General features: G+C 71.3%; 16 protein-coding genes. 11 read left to right on the top strand and 5 right to left on the bottom strand.

Going from position 1 to position 16,827, the window contains the following annotated elements; genetic code table 11:
• Positions 1 to 7: 7 nt before the first annotated feature.
• Positions 8 to 475 carry a hypothetical protein gene (locus IFT36_RS06020; RefSeq protein WP_173151514.1) on the bottom strand — a complete coding sequence of 156 codons (468 nt, stop codon included), beginning with the start codon at positions 473 to 475 and terminating at the stop codon, positions 8 to 10.
• 884 nt (positions 476 to 1,359) lie between these two features.
• Complete coding sequence (locus IFT36_RS06015) at positions 1,360 to 2,556, bottom strand: DMT family transporter (RefSeq protein ID WP_307785041.1); 1,197 nt, start codon at positions 2,554 to 2,556, stop codon at positions 1,360 to 1,362.
• 92 nt (positions 2,557 to 2,648) lie between these two features.
• Between IFT36_RS06015 and IFT36_RS06010 the strand changes: the two genes are divergently transcribed.
• The 3 genes from IFT36_RS06010 to IFT36_RS06000 all read left to right on the top strand — a co-directional run bounded on the left by IFT36_RS06010 (position 2,649) and on the right by IFT36_RS06000 (position 4,327).
• Entirely contained in the window at positions 2,649 to 3,224 is a 576-nt protein-coding gene (locus IFT36_RS06010) for a CGNR zinc finger domain-containing protein (RefSeq protein ID WP_082460336.1), read from the top strand.
• A gap of 89 nt (positions 3,225 to 3,313) precedes the next feature.
• Positions 3,314 to 3,799, top strand: a complete 486-nt coding sequence (locus tag IFT36_RS06005; RefSeq protein ID WP_173151509.1) for a MarR family winged helix-turn-helix transcriptional regulator — start codon at positions 3,314 to 3,316, stop codon at positions 3,797 to 3,799.
• A gap of 87 nt (positions 3,800 to 3,886) precedes the next feature.
• Positions 3,887 to 4,327 (top strand): OsmC family peroxiredoxin, encoded by a 441-nt coding sequence (locus IFT36_RS06000; RefSeq protein ID WP_056046752.1) that lies wholly within the window; start codon positions 3,887 to 3,889, stop codon positions 4,325 to 4,327.
• 130 nt (positions 4,328 to 4,457) lie between these two features.
• Here the strand turns inward: IFT36_RS06000 and IFT36_RS05995 are convergent, their stop codons facing one another.
• Positions 4,458 to 5,516, bottom strand: coding sequence for a magnesium and cobalt transport protein CorA (locus IFT36_RS05995; RefSeq protein ID WP_056046751.1), 1,059 nt, complete (start codon positions 5,514 to 5,516; stop codon positions 4,458 to 4,460).
• Between the two features lie 570 nt (positions 5,517 to 6,086).
• Here IFT36_RS05995 and IFT36_RS05990 point away from each other — a divergent pair.
• The 4 genes from IFT36_RS05990 (at position 6,087) to IFT36_RS05975 (ending at position 10,466) form a co-directional block, all read left to right on the top strand.
• Positions 6,087 to 7,055 (top strand): D-isomer specific 2-hydroxyacid dehydrogenase family protein, encoded by a 969-nt coding sequence (locus IFT36_RS05990; RefSeq protein WP_200412653.1) that lies wholly within the window; start codon positions 6,087 to 6,089, stop codon positions 7,053 to 7,055.
• 109 nt (positions 7,056 to 7,164) lie between these two features.
• The gene (locus IFT36_RS05985) at positions 7,165 to 8,112 is read left to right on the top strand and encodes an aldo/keto reductase (protein WP_200412652.1); all 948 of its coding nucleotides are present in this window, start codon (positions 7,165 to 7,167) and stop codon (positions 8,110 to 8,112) included.
• Positions 8,113 to 8,225: 113 nt separating this feature from the next.
• The gene (locus tag IFT36_RS05980) at positions 8,226 to 8,861 is read left to right on the top strand and encodes a hypothetical protein (protein ID WP_123570597.1); all 636 of its coding nucleotides are present in this window, start codon (positions 8,226 to 8,228) and stop codon (positions 8,859 to 8,861) included.
• A 162-nt stretch (positions 8,862 to 9,023) separates the two neighbouring features.
• Positions 9,024 to 10,466 carry an NtaA/DmoA family FMN-dependent monooxygenase gene (locus IFT36_RS05975; protein ID WP_307785040.1) on the top strand — a complete coding sequence of 481 codons (1,443 nt, stop codon included), beginning with the start codon at positions 9,024 to 9,026 and terminating at the stop codon, positions 10,464 to 10,466.
• An 83-nt stretch (positions 10,467 to 10,549) separates the two neighbouring features.
• On the opposite strand, the gene IFT36_RS05970 is transcribed toward IFT36_RS05975, so the two are convergent.
• Positions 10,550 to 11,029 (bottom strand): hypothetical protein, encoded by a 480-nt coding sequence (locus IFT36_RS05970; RefSeq protein WP_123570596.1) that lies wholly within the window; start codon positions 11,027 to 11,029, stop codon positions 10,550 to 10,552.
• A gap of 252 nt (positions 11,030 to 11,281) precedes the next feature.
• Between IFT36_RS05970 and IFT36_RS05965 the strand changes: the two genes are divergently transcribed.
• The 3 genes from IFT36_RS05965 to IFT36_RS05955 all read left to right on the top strand — a co-directional run bounded on the left by IFT36_RS05965 (position 11,282) and on the right by IFT36_RS05955 (position 14,719).
• Entirely contained in the window at positions 11,282 to 12,352 is a 1,071-nt protein-coding gene (locus IFT36_RS05965; RefSeq protein ID WP_200412651.1) for an LLM class flavin-dependent oxidoreductase, read from the top strand.
• Between the two features lie 65 nt (positions 12,353 to 12,417).
• Positions 12,418 to 13,674 carry an FAD-binding protein gene (locus tag IFT36_RS05960; RefSeq protein ID WP_200412650.1) on the top strand — a complete coding sequence of 419 codons (1,257 nt, stop codon included), beginning with the start codon at positions 12,418 to 12,420 and terminating at the stop codon, positions 13,672 to 13,674.
• Entirely contained in the window at positions 13,667 to 14,719 is a 1,053-nt protein-coding gene (locus tag IFT36_RS05955) for an aldose 1-epimerase family protein (protein WP_200412649.1), read from the top strand. The genes IFT36_RS05960 and IFT36_RS05955 overlap by 8 nt, the downstream gene beginning before the upstream one ends.
• A gap of 84 nt (positions 14,720 to 14,803) precedes the next feature.
• On the opposite strand, the gene IFT36_RS05950 is transcribed toward IFT36_RS05955, so the two are convergent.
• Positions 14,804 to 15,106: a hypothetical protein gene (locus IFT36_RS05950; protein ID WP_056046737.1), complete on the bottom strand. Its 303-nt coding sequence runs from the start codon at positions 15,104 to 15,106 to the stop codon at positions 14,804 to 14,806.
• 468 nt (positions 15,107 to 15,574) lie between these two features.
• On the opposite strand from IFT36_RS05950, the gene chvE reads away from it, so the two are divergent.
• The gene (gene chvE, locus IFT36_RS05945) at positions 15,575 to 16,729 is read left to right on the top strand and encodes a multiple monosaccharide ABC transporter substrate-binding protein (protein WP_056046734.1); all 1,155 of its coding nucleotides are present in this window, start codon (positions 15,575 to 15,577) and stop codon (positions 16,727 to 16,729) included.
• Positions 16,730 to 16,827: the final 98 nt, after the last annotated feature.

Here is a 16,827-nt window from a genome sequence, read left to right as displayed (position 1 = left end):
CGGCGCTCTAAACCAAGGGGGTTGGAAGCCTTTCAGATGAAAGCTTCCGGCCCCCTTGCCTGCGCTGCCTTGAACGAACAAAAGCCTCAGCTACGACAACAGCTAAGAAGCCAAACACAACACCTGGGACAAACCACAGCAGGGTCGGGAACACGTACCACCCCATGAGGAGGAGAAGACCCGACGACAAAGCAACAGAAATAGCCGAAAGAAAAGCCAGCCGAATACCGGGCCGGGTCTGAGCAACAACTGGGCGGGCAAACGATGTGAGCAGGCCGACGACGGCTCCGAAAGCTATTCCCGCTGGAACCGTGAGGAAGGAAAAGACTAGTCCGATGAGCAACATTTCGGACGCAGCCCCCTCAGCGCTTTCCCCTTCGGCGCTCATCATCGCACCCAGTGAAAAAACAATGCTCGGGGCTGCAACGCCCGTCACCGCACCAGTCACCAGTCCCGTGACGACAAAAGTGGCCATTCTTCGCGGATTCTCATCAGCTGGGGATTGATTCCAAGATTGGCCGGTCATAGCTACCTCGCGTTCACACTGATCCAGAAATTACTCACTCACTCAAGCTGCAAACCAGCCTCTGCACCACCCCCAGCTTGGGCGCAAGAGTGACCACGTCGCTCACCGTGCTCGAGGCTCAAACATCCACGCCGACACTGTAAGACGAACCATCTGCCGTCGAGTACATGACCTGAGTCGATCTCGATAGCCTGCGCCGGTGATCCCACTGAACTACCATTCTGATATCACGTTAGTATCATTCTGATAGTTTTACGGCTAGCTTCTAGTGGCCCCATCCTCTAGTAGGTCGAGCTCACTCAGAGCTGCCTGACGCCGTACATCGTCGTGGCCACCGCCGGCTATGTGGACGCGTGCGCGCTCCCGCGTCAGAGTGCGATGACTACCGCAATAATCGCGATCGACGTGCTTATGGCTAGTCGCGGCTCGTGTGGTCGATGCCACTCCAGATCCAGAAATGCAGCCTCCGTTGGGGAGAGCCTAAATCGCGCCACAATCGCCGTCAGGCTGGCTCCGACTTGGCGGGCGTGCATCTCGACGATGTCAACTCCCTTTGGCAACTCGTCATGGACAGCATCAACCGCCATAAAGCCCGAGTTTGGCCGTACTACGTCGATGACACGCAACACCTAACACCCCCCTGCGCCCGTGAATTGCCGAGCGTCGCGTTGCTGCTCTGTTCTGAGGGGCAACTATAGGGAGTCTTGTCCCACCCGTTCTTCGTCAATGCGGCCTGAAGCGAAGGCAGATCGGTCGGGGGGAAAAGTTCGACAACCCAGATCCCTGGGACATTTACGTGTTCAACGTCGGGAACGAAGACGTTGTGCATTGAACTAATCAAGGACTCCGCGCGGTGACGATCTAGTTTGTTGTACGGATGCAGCCTGTTGATTCCTGCGAGCAGTAAATCGCGGGCCTTTTGACCAAAGAGCCGCCTGGGCCGCGCCCGCATCGGTCCATGACCCCAGGGTCGCACCTCGGCCGTCGGTGGCCACCGTGTCGACGACGGGCGGCTCGGCCACCGCGTCGCCGAGGGGCGTCTCGGCCACCGCGTCGGCCACGACCGCGGCCTCGCGGGTGCGTTCGGCCCGGACGAAGCCGATGCCGACCACGATCAGCAGGCCGCCGCCGAGTTGCAGCGGGGTCAGGGCCTCGCCGAGCAGCAGCCAGGCGTAGAGCGCGGCGGCCGCCACCTCGAGCAGGCCGACGAACGACGCCAGGCGGGAGCCGAGCATGCTGCTCGCCGTGATGCTCGTGGCGTACGCGACCGCGGTGGCCACGACGCCGACCACGAGCATCGGCACCCACCACGGCACGATCGCGTCGAACAGGGGCACGTCGGCCGCGGAGGTCGTGAACGGCACGAGGCCGGTCAGTCCCAGCAGTCCCAGCAGCCCGGCGCCGACGAGCAGGCCCGAGGCCGCCAGGGCGACCGGGGGCAGGTCGCCGCTCGGCCGGGCGGCGAGCACGAAGTAGGCGGCGCAGCAGACCATCGCCGCCCCCGCCAGGGCGAGCCCGACGGGGTCGAGGGCCACACCTCCGCTCGGGGCGACGACCAGCAGGAGGCCCGCGAAGGCGATCACGGAGCCCACGAGCACGACGGCCTGCGGGACGCGTCGCGAGGTCGCCCAGGCCACGCCGACGAGCAGCAGCGGGGCGAGGTACTCGACGAGGATCGCCGTGCCGACCGGGATGCGCACCACCGCGGCGAAGTAGAAGACCTGGGTGCCGGCGACGCCGACCACCGCCATGCCGAGCACGCGCCACCGGGCCCGCCAGATCGGACCCAGGCGGCCCCGGAGGGCGAAGAGGGCGACGGGGGCGAGCACGACCCCGCCGATCAGGGCGCGGACCGTGACGGCAGCCACGGGACTCCACCCCGACTCGAGCAACGGCTTGACGAACGGGCCCGAGAATCCGAACGAGGCGGCGGCCAGCAGGGCGACGAGCAGGCCGGCGGTGGTCGAGGCGGGGCGCCCCGCGGCGAGGGGTGTCGTCGCGATCGTGGTCGTGGTCGCACCGGTGCTCACGAGGACTCCTTGTGTCAGGGCCGTCGTGCACAATGGGTGCTGACTCGCCGTCTCTGTAGCGAGCGTAGGACCGCCTCTAACAAGGAGTCAACTTGCATTTCGCCCCTGACACCGAAGACGTCCTCGAGTTCAACGTCGCCCTGGTCAACACCGGTGCCGGCGCGAGTCGGTCCGGTGGCGACGAGCTCTCGACCCGTGCCGAGCTGACGGCCCTGCTCGACTCGTTCGCCTTCTCGGGCCGCTTCGACCGGGACGACGCCGAACTGGCCTCGGTGCAGGGCGTCCGGGCCGAACTGCGACGCATCTGGACGCTCGAGCGCGACCTGCTCGCCGCCGAGGTCAACCGCATGCTGGCCGACAGCGTCTCGTCGCCCCGGCTCGTGCGACACGACGCCCTCGACTGGCACCTGCACGCGACGAGCGACGACGCGCCCCTCGCCGACCGCATCCGCGTCGAGTCTGCCCTGGCGCTGGTCGACGTCATCCGCACCGACGAGACCGGCCGGCTGCGGGCCTGTGCCGCGGAAGACTGCGACGGGGTCTTCGTCGACCTGTCGCGCAACGGGTCCAAGCGGTTCTGCAGCGTCCGCTGCGGCAACCGCGTCAACATGATCGCCTTCCGGGAACGCCGGGCCGACGTCGACCGAGGCGGGTTCGACGTCGACTGAGGCGGGTTCGTCGCCGCCCGTCCCGCGTCACGCGGGGGGCCATTGGTTGTGCACAACCAAGTCGTGCGCGACGTGCTACAGTCGCCGACATGACGACAGCAGCCGAGACGACGACCCCGGGCCCGGCGCCCGTGCTCGACGAGCAGATCTGCTTCGCGCTCTACAACGCCTCGCGTGCCGTCACGGCGCGGTACCGCGACCTGCTCGCGCCGCTCGGCCTCACCTACCCGCAGTACCTCGTGCTGCTGGTCCTCTGGCAGGGCGGCCCGACGACGGTCTCCGAGCTCGGTCACCAGCTGCAGCTCGAGTCGGGCACGTTGTCGCCCCTGCTCAAGCGGCTCGAGGCCCACGGCCTGGTCACGCGCACACGCTCGGCCTCCGACGAGCGCACCGTCGACGTCGCCCTGACCGACGCCGGGGTCGCGCTCCGCGAGCAGGCCGCCGGCTTCGCCGACCAGATCTGCGGCGCCACCGGTCTCGAGCTGACCGACCTGCAGACGCTGCGAGCCGACATCGCCGCGCTCGCCGCCGCCGTCCGGGCGAACACGGCCGCCCTCACCGACCAGCACCTCTGACCCGCCTCACCGACCGACCAGAACACCCCCGAACACCCCACCCCGGGCCGACCCCGACGTCGGCCCCTCCACGAAAGAAGGCACCACATGCCCACTCGCACCTCACGCACCGCCTGGAACGGCAGCCTCGAGACCGGCGAAGGTCAGGTCGAGCTCTCGAGCTCGAAGCTCGGCACCTACGACGTCTCGTTCCCCAAGCGTGCCGCCGACGACGCCAACGGCTCCACCAGCCCCGAAGAGCTGCTCGCCGCGGCCCACTCGGCCTGCTACGCCATGCAGTTCTCGGCCGTCCTCGGCCAGGCCGGCGGCACCGTCGAGGCCCTCGACGTCAAGGCCGACGTCTCGCTCGGCCCGGACTCGGCCGGCGGCTTCAAGCTCACCGGCATCGCCCTCACCGTCCGCGGCGAGGTCTCCGGCATCGACGAGGCCGGCTTCCTCGAGGCCGCCCAGAACGCCAAGGAGACGTGCCCCGTCTCGAAGGCCCTCACCGGCGTCGAGATCACGCTCGACGCCGCGCTCGAGGCCTAGGCCCCGATCGCAGCACCGCACCGCCTCGAGAACGCAGGAGGCGCGGGTCACCCGACCCGCGCCTCCTGCGTTCTCCGCGTCACCGGCCCGACGGCGTCACCGGTGCGACGGCGTCACCGGTGCGACGGCGTCAGAGCCACTTCTTCCACTTGAAGACGCCCCAGATGCTCGCGCCGACCGCGACCATGGCGGCGACCGCCATGGGGTAGCCGAACTGCCAGTGCAACTCGGGCATGTGGTCGAAGTTCATGCCGTAGACGCCGCCGACCAGGGTCGGGGCGAACAGGATGGCCGCCCAGCCCGAGATCTTCTTGACCTCGTCGTTCTGCTGCAGGCCGACCTCCGACAGGCGCCGGGTCTCCTCGTTCTGGGCGAGCCCGGCCTCGGACAGGCGCCGCATCTCGTCGTTCTGCGCCTGGGTGACGAGCGTCGAGTGCACGGTCAGCGCGTTCTCGAGCAGGGCGCGGAACGTGTCGGCGCGCTCGCCGATGCGCAACACGTGGTCGAGCACGTCGCGCAGCGAGCGCTGCAACTCGACGTCGACGCCGTACTTGTCCGACCCGCGCAGCAGGTTCTCGAGCATCCCCCGCAGCGGGCTCGTCGCGCGCTGGAAGCTGATCACCTCGCGCAGCAGTTCGTAGATGCGCCGTGAGACCTCGGGGTCGCCGCCGAAGAGTTCGTCCTCGATCTCGTCGATGTCCTTCTCGATGCCGGCGACGACCGGGCCGTAGCCGTCGACCACCTGGTCGAGCACGGCGTAGAGGACGGCCTCGGGTCCGAGGGCGAGCAGCTCGGGGTTCGACTCGAGGCGGCGCCGCACCCGACCCAGGTCGGGGTTCTCGGCGTGCCGGATCGTGATGACGAAGCCCGGACCGACGAACACGTGCACCTCGCCGAACTCGACCGTCTCCTCGGCGTCCAGGTAGCGGGCCGACCGCAGCACGACGAAGAGGGTCTCGCCGAAGCGCTCGAGCTTCGCGCGCTGGTGGCCCTTGAGTGCGTCCTCCACGGCGAGCGGGTGCAGCTCGAACTCCTGCGCGATCGAGCGCACCTCGTCGGGGTCGGCGCGGTACAGCCCGATCCAGGCCATGCCCTGGTGTTCGTGCAGCAGCTCGAACGTCTCGTCGAGGTTCGCCGGGCTGTCGGTGCGGTGTCCCGCGACGTAGATGCCGTTGTCGATGAGTGCCATGGTCTGCGCTCCTGCCGTTCGGGGTGCGACGACCGTCCGTCGAGGGACGATGTCGTACCGGTGGTGGTCACGACAGCCGTGTGGACGACGGGTGTGCGGTGGGGCCGGGGCGACGCACACGGGCGACGAGACGACACCGGGGTGTCGGGTCGTCGACGACGTGCGTCGACAGGAGACGTCGGTGCCCGTGGGCCTCGCTCGTGGTCGGTCGGGCCCGGTGCTCAGACGAGCGGGGCGGACGGCGCGATCACGGAGCGATGCCGCGGGGCGCCAGTACTGTCACCAGCCATCGCCGCTCACCTGCCTTCCGTCGTGCTGCCGCCGGGCCCGGTGGGGCCGTGGGCCCGCCTGGGCCGTGGGACAGCGTACCCCCGGGGGCCGCGACCGTCGACCGTCGTGCGACGGGAGCGACGGGGTGGGGTGAGGGGAAGGAGGCGCGTGTCGCCGTTGACCCGTGCCTCCCGCGTCCACGATCGGGTTTCGCGACCTGCAGACGGCGTCACTCTGCCACCGGCTCGACGCGGACACGAGCCTGAGTCGCTTTCGTGACCGGATCGATACGGTGGAGCGATGAGCACCGTCGCCGTCACCGTCCTGCCCTCCGCCTCCGCCGACTCCGAGGCGTCGTCCGGTGACGCCTGGGGCGTCGCCCCCGCGACGAGGGCGGTGGACGCGACCGACGCCCGCCTGGTCGAGCTCGGCGACGAGACCGACATGATCGTCCTCGGTGGCCGCGTCGACCAGGACGCCCTGCGCGCGGCGATCGAGGAGCACCCCCGCGTCCGCGTCGTCCAGCTGCCGAGCGCCGGGGTCGACGCCTACGTCGAGACCATGCAGGCCACCGCCCGCGACGGCCTCGTCTTCACCAGTGCCAAGGGCGCGTACAGCGCACCAGTGGCCGAGCACGCCCTGGCGCTGACGCTGGCGACGCTGCGCTCCCTCCAGATCAGGGCCCGCGCCTCCTCGTGGGAGCGCGAGCAGCGCGGCATCTCGCTGAACGGCGCGTCCGTCACCATCGTCGGGGCCGGCGGCATCGGCACCGAGCTGCTGCGGCTGCTGCAGCCGTTCGACGTCGAGGTGACGATGGTGCGCCGCACCGACGAGGCCGTGCCGGGCGCTGCCCGGACGATCACGGTCGACCGCCTGGCGGAGGTGCTGCCGACGAGCGACGTCGTCGTGGTCGCGGCCGCCCTCACCGGCGGCACCCGCAGCCTGCTCGGTGCCGCCGAGTTCGCCGCCATGAAGGACACGGCCGTGCTGGTCAACATCGCCCGCGGCCCGCTCGTCGACACGGACGCGCTCGTGACGGCACTCGCCGAAGGGCGGATCGGGGCCGCGGGCCTCGACGTGGTCGACCCCGAGCCGCTGCCCGACGGTCACCCCCTGTGGGCCGAACCCCGTGCGCTCGTCACCCCGCACCAGGCGAACACGAACGACATGACCGAGCCGCTGTTCCAGGCCCGGGTCGAGGCGAACATCCGTGCGCTCGCCGAGGGCGGCGACCCCGAGGGCGTCGTCGACGTCGAGCAGGGGTACTGACCGCGCACCCGGGAACGCCGCGGACCTGGGAACGAACCCGCGCCGCACGCGTTAGACCTGGGTAGTCGCCGCGCCGACCCGACGCGACGTTCGCGAAAGGAACCCCCGCATGCCCCTCATCGGAACATCCGACCTCGACGTCTTCCCCCTCGCCCTCGGCGGCAACACCTTCGGCTGGACCAGCGACGAGGCCGAGTCGCACTCGGTGCTCGACGCCTTCGTCGCCGGCGGCGGCAACTTCGTCGACACGGCCGACGTCTACTCGGCCTGGGCCGACGGCAACTCGGGCGGTGAGTCCGAGACGGTCATCGGCACCTGGCTCGCCCAGGGTGGCGCCTCGCGTCGCGACCAGATCGTGCTCGGCACCAAGGTCAGCCAGCACCCCGAGTTCCCCGGGCTCGGCGCCGCCAACGTCGCCGCCGCGGCCGACGCCTCGTTGACCCGCCTGCAGACCGACCACATCGACCTGTACTGGGCGCACTTCGACACCGGCGACGACCTCGCCGAGACCCTCGGCGCCTTCGACGCGCTGCAGAAGGCCGGCAAGGTGCGGCACGTCGGCATCTCGAACTTCTCGCCCGAGCGCATCACCGAGTGGGTCGAGATCGCGCGCCGCGAGGGATTCGCGGCCCCGGTCGCCCTGCAGCCGCACTACAACCTCGTGACCCGCAAGTCCTACGAGCGCGACCTGGCTCCGCTCGCCGCCCTGAACCAGCTCGGCGTGACGCCCTACTTCTCGCTCGCCGCGGGCTTCCTCACCGGCAAGTACCAGAGCCGTGACGACATCGCCGGGGCCCGCAGCGGCAACGTCGAGGGCTACTTCAGCGACGAGGGGCTCGACGTCGTGGCCGCCCTGCGCGACATCGCGAGCGCCCACCATGTCGAGATCGCCACGATCGCCCTCGCCTGGCTGCAGGCGCAGCCCCGCGTCGTCGCCCCGATCGCCAGCGCCCGCACCCTCGAGCAGCTGCCCGCGTTGCTGGCCAGCGCGAGCGTGGCCCTCAGCGCCGACGAGCTCGCCGCCCTCGAGACCGTCTCGGCCCGCGTGGCCGAGTAGCGCCTCCCGAACCGACGACCCGCGCCTCCGGGTCCGCCTCGGCCCGCGACGAGCGGGGGAGCGACGGACCCGGAGGCGCGGTGCGTGCAGCACCGTCGGCGTACGGTCGAGCGATGAGCAGAGCGACCCCCGACCAGCGGTTCCACGGACGCATCGCCGGCTTCGGCACGGAGTCCGGCACGCGCGTCGTCGTCGGGTTGTGGGACCGTTCGCCGCTCGGCCGCTTCGTCGACGTGATGGTCGAGGGTGCGGACGGCCACCGCACGCTGCTGGCGCCGTCGCAGGCCGTGGCCGACTACGTCTCGTCGACCTACACGTTCGACGAGGTGCGCGTGCAGCCCGTGTCGTGGCGCGGCGTCGACCGGACGCTGCGGGTCTCGGCCGGCCCCGACGACGCGGGCGGCGACGTCCTCGACCTGTCGCTCGAGATCGGGCCCGTGTCCGCGCTCGGCTGGCTGCTGCGGCTCGTGCCCCGGGCGTTCGCGACCCGCCCCGGCTGGCTCACGCTGATCGACCCGGTGGCCCGATTGATCGTCCGGGGTGCCCGCACGGCGGGCACGGCCGGTGGAGGTCGTCGCGAGTACTACGGCGTGACGCTGGCCCGGCGCATCGTGGCGGTCGACGCCCGTCTCGACGGTCGCGCCCTCGGGCCGCTGGCCCCGCTCGACCCGCCCGTGCGGTTCGGCTTCGGCTCGGCGCCCGCCGATCCCAGCCTCGTCGACGTGACCACCACGATCCGCGAGCGCTGACCCGCCGCGCCGCACCGCACCGCGTTCCGTGCACCACACCTCGTCTCGTCGCGGTGTCGTGCACGGGACGCGGTGCGGTGTGGTGCCGCCCGGCTCTCCCCGCGGGCGACACGGCGTCACCGCCCGGTGGACGAGGAGGCGCGGTGCGGCACAGTAGGACGCGTGAGCACCGCAGACACCCCCGCGCCCGAGCCGTCCGCCACCGTCCCCGCCGCCGCCGACGCCGGGAACCCCGCCCCGAAGAAGAAGCTGATCCTCAACCTCTTCGAGATGAACTGCGTCGGGCACATCACGCACGGTCTCTGGCGACTGCCGCACAACCACCGCAGCGAGTACAAAGACCTGGCGTACTGGCTCGAGCTGGCCCGCCTGGCCGAGCGTGGCGGCTTCGACGCGATCTTCATCGCCGACGTGCTCGGTGCCTACGACGTGTTCGGTGACAGCCCGGCACCGGCCCTGCTCGAGGGCATCCAGGCGCCCAACAACGACCCGATGATGGTCGTGCCGGCCATGGCCGCGGTGACCGAGCACCTCGGCTTCGGCATCACCTTCTCGACGAGCTACGAGCCGCCCTTCGCGTTCGCGCGGCGGATGTCGACCCTCGACCACCTCACGAAGGGGCGCGTCGGCTGGAACGTCGTGACGTCGTACCTGCCGAACGCCGCCCGCAACTTCGGCCTCGACGCCGAGATCCCCAAGGCCGAGCGCTACGCCCGCGCCGCCGAGTACCTCGACGTGCTCTACAAGCTGTGGGAGGGCTCGTGGGAGGACGACGCCGTCGTCGCCGACCCCACCGCCGACGGGCTCGAGCCCGGCTCCGGCGTCTACACCGACCCCGCCAAGGTGCACGCGATCGACCACGTCGGCGAGCACTTCCGCGTCGCCGGCCCGCACCTCAGCGAGCCGTCGCCGCAGCGCACGCCCGTGCTCTTCCTCGCGACGGCGTCGCCGAAGGGCGTCGAGCAGGCGGCCCGCAACGCCGAGGTCGTCTTCACCGGCGGCCCCGCCGTCCGGGCGGTCGGTGCGGCCGCGCGCGAGGCGGCGGTCGCGGCCGGACGTTCCGCCGACGACGTGTCGTTCATCGTGCAGGCCGGCGTCATCACGGGCGAGACCGACGAGGTCGTCGCCGAGAAGCTGGCGCTCTACCGCTCGTTCGCCAGCGAGCAGGGCAAGCTGATCCACCGCAGCATCCCCTTCGACGCCCCGGCGCACCCCCGCGACCGGACCGTGCGCGAGGCGCTCGAGGCCGAGGGTCGGCTCGACCACCCGGGAGCCGCCGCGCTGCCGCTCGACATCACGGTGGGGCAGCTGATCGACTCGGTCGACGAGGCCTGGGGCGGCACGTTCTTCGTCGCCGGCACCCCGACCGTCGTCGCGGACGCCGTCGAGCGCTGGCTCGACGACGAGGGCATCGACGGCATCAACCTGCGCCAGTACCACTCGTTCGACACGCTGACCGACTTCGTCGAGCTGGTCGTGCCCGAGCTGCGTCGTCGTGGTCGACTGCGCGAGGCGTACGTGCCCGGCGAGACGCTGCGCGAGCGGTTGACCGGCGGCGGACCCCGGCTCCCCGCGACGCACCCGGCGGCGGCCTACCGGCGCTGAGCCCGGGAGGGGCGGCGCGCGTCGGCGCGTCGCTCACGTCCCTCCCGGGGACGTCCCGGTCCGGGGCGGACGCGTCGACGTGGTCAGTGGGCGGCGGGGCTGCGGTACCGAGCCGGGACCGGTGGGACGCGGAGCCACGTGGTCCGGCTGACACCGTGAGCGTCCGACCACTCGACGAAGACGGTGCCGAGGGCGACCAGAGCGTCGAGCTCGACGGGGGTGGCGATGCCGAGGGGGGCCCCGGGGCGCAGCTTGTCGCGACCCCGGACGGGGCCGCCGGGCAGGTCGACGAGCACGTCCCGCGCCGGCCGGCCGACCGTGCGCAGCACGAGGCACGTGCCGAGGGGCAGGGTGGGGTCGCTGCCGTCGTTGGGCAGGTCGAGCCAGGACAGCACGAAGGTGGCGGGGCGACGCAGACGGGTGGCGCGTTCGCGGCGGATGCGGGCCGGGCGCGCCGGCGTGGTCCGGACGGTGCCCACGGTCGCGGTGGGGTCGAGGACGAGCGCCGCGTCCGAGGGGTCGTTCGTGCCCGGGCGTCCGGTGTCGGGCTCTGCGGTGTCCATCGTGTTCTGTTCCCCTGGAGTCGTGGTGGCGTGCGTGGTCGTGTCGTCGTCGACGTGACCCTCGAACGGCTCCGTCCAGCGAACCGCACTCCGGGGTGGGGGACAACGGGGCACAGGCACCCAGTACGGGGGTGGGCCGGTCCCCAATGCGGGGGACGCACCCCGGGGGACGCCGTCCGGGGATGTCGCACGGGGGGACGAGGGCCGGGGGCCCGGCCCGGCGACCCCGGGTCGTCTGGCTAGGCTCGACGGGTGACCACCGCCTCCTCGTCGCCCGCTCCGTCCGCCGCCGCGAGGCCGTTGCGTCGTCTCGGCTTCCTCACCATCGGCGCCTTCGAGGGCGACGACCCGACCGTCGGACTCGAGCAGGGGCTCGAGTTGTTCGAGCGGGCCGAGGCGCTGGGGCTCGACGGCGGCTGGACCCGCACGCGGCACCTGCAGTTCGGCATCTCGTCGCCCGTCGCGTTCCTCTCGGCCGCGGCGCAGCGCACCTCGCGCCTGACCCTCGGCACGGCCGTGATGCCGCTCGGCTGGGAGAACCCGTTCCGTCTCGCCGAGGACTGGGGCACGGTCGACGTGCTCTCGCGCGGCCGGCTGCAGCTCGGCGTCAGCGTCGGCGAGCCCCGCGCCTACGACGAGGTCGGGCCGCACCTCTACGGGGACGCCGCCGACCACCAGGACTTCTCGTACGGCCGGGTCGAGAAGTTCCTCTCGCTCGTCCGGGGCGAGCAGGTCAGCGCGTTCGAGGGCACCGAGGGCATCGAGGTCTTCACCGGGCGGGTGCAGCCGCAGAGCCCCGGCCTCGCCGACCGTGTCTGGTACGGCGCGGGCAGCCCCCGGTCGGCCGAGTGGGCGGGTCGCCAGGGCCTCGGCATGTTGATCAGCAACGTCAGCTTCGCGGGCGCGCCCGGGCCGATCGAGCCGACCCGCTTCGCGGCGTCGCAACTCGAGCAGATCCGCGCGTTCCGCGCGGTCCACCCCTCGGGTCAGGAGGCGCGGGTCGCCAAGGGCGCGGTCGTCCTGCCCACCGACACGGCCACCGCCGAGCAGCGTGCGGCGTACGAGGCCTACGCGTCCTCCCGTCGCGACCGCACCACCGTGGCCCACGGACCCCGCGGCATGATGTTCGACCGCGACCTCGTCGGCCCGTCCGAGTGGATCGCCGAGCAGCTGCACGAGAACGCCGCGATGCGCGAGGTCGACGACCTGATCGTCGAGCTGCCGTTCGACTTCGGACTCGCCGAGTACACGCAGGTGCTGACCGACGCCGCCGAGCGCCTCGGCCCGCTGCTCGGCTGGCAGGCCGCCGCCCGAGGCGAGTGAGCGCTCACTCCCGGCGGTGGGGCTCGCCTAGACTCGACGCAGCACCCCGAGCCGAAGGAGTCTCCATGCAGAACTGGGCCGCCAACGTCGAGTACTCGACGACCGACCTGCGTCGCCCCACGAGCATCGACGAGCTGCGTGACGTCGTCACCGGCAGCCGTCGGGTCAAGGCCCTGGGCTCGCGCCACTCGTTCAACCGGGTCGCCGACACCGACGGCGTCCTCGTCTCGCTCGACGCGCTCGACACCCCGGTCGAGATCGACTCGGCCGCCGGCACGGTCCGCGTCGGTGCGGGCACGACGCACGCCGCCCTCGCGGGCGAGCTGCAGCGTCGCGGCCTCGCCCTGCACAACCTCGCCTCGCTGCCCCACATCTCGGTCGCCGGAGCGGTCCAGACCGGCACGCACGGTTCCGGCGTGCGCAATCCCGCCCTCTCGGCCGGCGTCCGCGCCGTCGAGCTCGTCCGCGCGGACGGCAGCCTCGAGACCGTCCGCCGCGGTGACGACGCGTTCGGCGCCTCCGTCGTCTCGCTGGGCGCCGTCGGCGTCGTCACGAGCCTCGAACTCGACACCGTGCCGACCTTCGACGTCGAGCAGACCATCCACGAGGACCTCCCGTGGGCGGCCGCCCTCGAGCACCTCGACGCCGTGCTCGCCGGTGCGTACAGCCTGAGCTTCTTCACGCGGTACGACGGCGCGGGGGTCGACCAGGTCTGGTCGAAGCACCGGGTCGGCGACGCGGTCGGTCTCGACCTCCGCGACCTCGGCGCCCTGCGGGCCGACGCGACCACGCACATGATCCCCGGAGCCGAGACCGCGGCCGTCACGCAGCAGGGCGGCGTGGCCGGCCCGTGGCTCGAACGCCTGCCGCACTTCCGCTTCGACTTCACGCCGAGCGCCGGCGAAGAGATCCAGAGCGAGTTCCTGATCCCCGCCGAGCACGCCGCGGCCGCGATCGAGGGGCTCCGTGGCATCGCGCACACCTTCGCCGACGTGCTCATGGTCAGCGAGATCCGCACGATCGCCCCGGACGATGCCTGGATCAGCCCGAGTGGCGGACGTCAGAGCGTGGCCTTCCACTTCACCTGGCACCGCCGCCCGGACGAGGTGCTCGCCGTGCTGCCCGAGATCGAACGGGTGCTCGGCGCCTTCGACGCCCGCCCGCACTGGGGCAAGGTCTCGACCGCCACCCACGCCGAGCTGCGCCGGGTGTTCCCGCGTCTCGGCGACTTCGCCGCCCACGTCGCGTCGGTCGACCCCGAGGGCCGCTTCCGCAACCCGTTCCTGTCCGCGTCCGTCCTCGGAGAGCCCGCGCATGTCTGAGCCCACCCCCGTCGCCCCCGTGCCGCCGCACGGCACCGTGCCCCCCGTCGTCGAGCCCGCACCGGGGGCGCCGCCGACCGCTCGCCTCGTCACGTCGCCGGTGCCGGTCTCGGGCGCGCAGGTCGTGCTCGAGCGGGACGGCTACCGGGCCGAGATCGCCGGGGTCGGGGCCACGCTGCGCACGCTCACGTTCGATGGCCGCGACCTGGTCGTGCCGTTCGCCGCCGACGAGGTGCGGCCGGGCTTCCGCGGGGCCCTGCTCGCCCCGTGGCCCAACCGCGTGACCGACGGACGCTACGAGCGCGACGGGGTCGAACACCAGCTGCCGCTGAACGAGGTCGAGCGCGGGCACGCCCTGCACGGCCTGGCCCACTGGGCCGACTGGACCATCGACCAGGCCCAGGCCGCGCGGGCCTCGGCCTCGTTCGTGCTCGTGCCGAACGACGGCTACCCGTGGCGGCTGGCGCTGTCGGTCGTCTACGAGCTGACCGACGACGGGCTCACCACGACGGTCACGGCCCGCAACGCGGGCACGGGCGTCGCCCCCTACGGCACCGCGCCGCACCCCTACCTCGTCGCCGGCGAGGGTCGCGTCGACGACTGGTCGTTCACGCTGCCCGCCGCGAGCTACCTCGAGGTGACCGACGACCGCCTGGTCCCCGTCGGCACGCGGCCCGTCGATGACCGTGACGGCTTCGACTTCCGCGACGGGCACCCGGTCGGCGACCTGTTCGTCGACCACGCCTTCACCGACCTCGCGTTCGGCACCCCTGACGGCGACGCCGGTGGGGGCCCCGCTCAGGAGGCGCGGGTCACCGCCACGGTGACCGCGCGCGACGGCCACGGCGTCACCATGTCGTGGGGGACCGAGCTGCCCTGGGTGCAGGTGCACACCGCCGACCGCCCCGAGCCCGAGAACGACCGCGTCGGGTTGGCCGTCGAGCCCATGACCTGCCCGCCGGACGCCTTCAACTCGGGTGACGACCTCGTGCTGCTCGCCCCGGGCGAGGCCCACACGGCGAGCTGGACCATCACCGCGTTCTAGCGCGGCCCGACACCCCCGAACCAGCACGACACCCCGCGAACCCGGGGCGTCGCGCTGGTTCGGGGGTGTCGCGCCGGGCCGCCCTCAGACGGCGACGGGTTCGGTCTGCCAGGTCATGGCCGACACCGTGCCGGGCAGGCAGCGTTCGAGGGCAGCCTCGAGCGCCCGGCGCGTGCGGCGTGCCGTCAGCTCGTCCCGGACGACGACGTCGAACCGCAGGGCCTCGGGCAGCTCGGTGAGCAGCACGGTCCCGGCGTCGGCGAGCTGCACGAGGTACTGGCCCACCTCGACCTTCGCGGCCCGGTGCTCGGCGAGCAGGCGGCGCGACAACCAGAACAGGCCGGCGGCGTCGTGCGCCGTGTGGACGGTCGCGGTCGCGGTGATCATGGGCACACTGTGACGTGACGACCGCTCACGCGCGTGAACGGCGTGTGGCGAACGTGTAAATCCTGTCGCGACACGCCGGGCGCCGACCGACTTGACAAGCACCTGGACCTCGTTCAGTATTGCCCAGCACCACCGATGTGAGCGCTCACATTCTCAGGTCAGCGCTCGACCGTCCCCGCGACGGGCCATCCCGCTCCACTCCGCGACACCCCAGCCACACGTTTCCTGACGAAGAGGTCAACCGTGAACAGCTCCTCCCTCCGCCGCCCGGCCGCCCACCGGGCCGTCCGCACGTCGCCCGCCCCGCGCCTCCTCGCGGTCGCCCCGGCCTGACGTCCCCTCAGCCCCGACGGGCAGGCCTCGCGCACCCGTCGGCCCGGCGCGTCCCCGGCCACCCGAGCCGTCGAGCGCCCGCACCACAGAGATCCCCTCACAGCACCATCACCCGTCATCGACGACGCCGTCGAGATGACACCTGACACGAATGGAACAACCGTGAAGAAAAAGCTCCTCGTCGGCATCGTCGCCGTCGGCATGGCATTCTCCCTGGCCGCCTGCTCCGGCGGCGGCGGCGGACGCGGCGGTGACGCCGGCGGCAGCAGCAGCGGCGACAACGCCGGTGCGCTGGTCGGCGTCGCGATGCCCACCAAGGTGTCCGAGCGCTGGATCAAGGACGGCGACGCCGTCAAGAGCGCCCTCGAGGACAAGGGCTACAAGGTCGACCTCGAGTACGCCGACAACAAGATCCCCCAGCAGGTCCAGCAGATCAGCAACATGATCACCAAGGGCGCGAAGGTCCTCATCGTCGCCTCGATCGACGGTGGCTCGCTCAGCGACCAGCTCGACTCGGCCGCCAAGGCCGGCATCAAGGTCATCTCGTACGACCGCCTGCTGACGGGCAACGAGAACGTCGACTACTACGTCTCGTTCGACAACTACAAGGTCGGCGTCGACCAGGGCACCAGCCTCCTGACCGGTCTCGGCCTCGCCGACGCCGACGGCAAGAAGGTCGACGGCGCCTCGCCCAAGACCATCGAGGTCTTCGCCGGCAGCTCGGACGACAACAACGCCACCTTCTTCTTCAACGGCGCGATGGACACCCTCAAGCCCTACATCGAAGACGGTTCGCTGACGATCGGCTCCGGTCAGGACCAGTTCACGCAGGCCGCCACCGCGGCATGGGACCCGGCCACCGCCAAGGCCCGCATGCAGAACCTGATCGCCTCGACCTACTCGGGCGGCACCAAGCTCGACGGCGTGCTCTCGCCCTACGACGGCATCTCGATCGGCATCATCTCGGCGCTCGAGGGTGCCGGCTACACCAGCGACGCCCTCCCGGTCATCACCGGCCAGGACGCCGAGGCCGCCTCGGTCAAGTCGATCATCGAGGGTCAGCAGTACTCGACCATCTACAAGGACACGCGTCAGCTCGCCGACCAGTCCGTGGTGATGGCCGACGACCTGCTCACCGGCAAGACGCCCGAGACGAACGACGACAAGACGTACGACAACGGCGTGAAGGTCGTCCCGACGTACCTCTTCCAGCCGACCATCGTCACGAAGGACAACTACAAAGAGGTCCTGATCGACAGCGGCTACTACACCGAGGCCGACCTCAAGTAGGTCCCTCCCCTGCGAGAACCGAGGAGGCGCCGGTCGCCGACCAGCGCCTCCTCGCTTCTCTGCTCCCCAGCGGCACCCACCCGACACACGGAAGAAGG

The organism is Frigoribacterium sp. CFBP 13605 (assembly GCF_014839405.1).
GTDB lineage: Bacteria > Actinomycetota > Actinomycetes > Actinomycetales > Microbacteriaceae > Frigoribacterium.
Note: the sequence above shows the minus strand (reverse complement) of the source record. Positions and strands in the feature narration are given on the sequence as shown.